The sequence below is a fragment of the Bacillus sp. LR--39 genome (genome assembly GCF_053613335.1).
On the sequence record NZ_JBSIOT010000821.1, the window covers coordinates 1 to 730 of the forward strand.

Genomic DNA, 730 nt, shown 5'->3' on the forward strand with positions numbered 1-730 from the left:
GCCGACCATTGAGGTTAAAAGAAATGAAAACGTATATGTAAAATGGATGAATAACCTTCCTTCCACGCATTTCCTTCCAATTGATCACACCATTCATCACAGTGACAGCCAGCATGAAGAGCCCGAGGTAAAGACTGTTGTTCATTTACACGGCGGCGTCACGCCAGATGATAGTGACGGGTATCCGGAGGCTTGGTTTTCCAAAGACTTTGAACAAACAGGACCTTATTTCAAAAGAGAGGTTTATCATTATCCAAACCAGCAGCGCGGGGCTATATTGTGGTACCACGATCACGCCATGGCGCTCACCAGGCTAAATGTCTATGCCGGACTTGTCGGTGCTTATATCATTCATGACCCAAAGGAAAAACGCTTAAAACTGCCTTCAGACGAATACGATGTGCCGCTTCTTATCACAGACCGCACGATCAATGAGGACGGTTCTTTGTTTTATCCGAGCGCACCGGAAAACCCTTCTCCGTCACTGCCTAATCCTTCAATCGTTCCGGCTTTTTGCGGAGAAACCATACTCGTCAACGGGAAGGTATGGCCATACTTGGAAGTCGAGCCGAGGAAATACCGATTCCGTGTCATCAACGCCTCCAATACAAGAACCTATAACCTGTCACTCGATAATGGCGGAGAGTTTATTCAGATTGGTTCAGATGGAGGGCTCCTGCCGCGATCTGTTAAACTGAATTCTTTCAGCCTTGCGCCTGCTGAACGTTAT

The 730-nt window shown here is 47.1% G+C and carries 1 pseudogene; it reads left to right on the forward strand.

Features of this window, described 5'->3' with window-relative positions:
• Positions 1-730 (forward strand): annotated as a pseudogene (gene cotA, locus ACWHAR_RS26760) (outer spore coat copper-dependent laccase CotA); the annotation flags it as partial.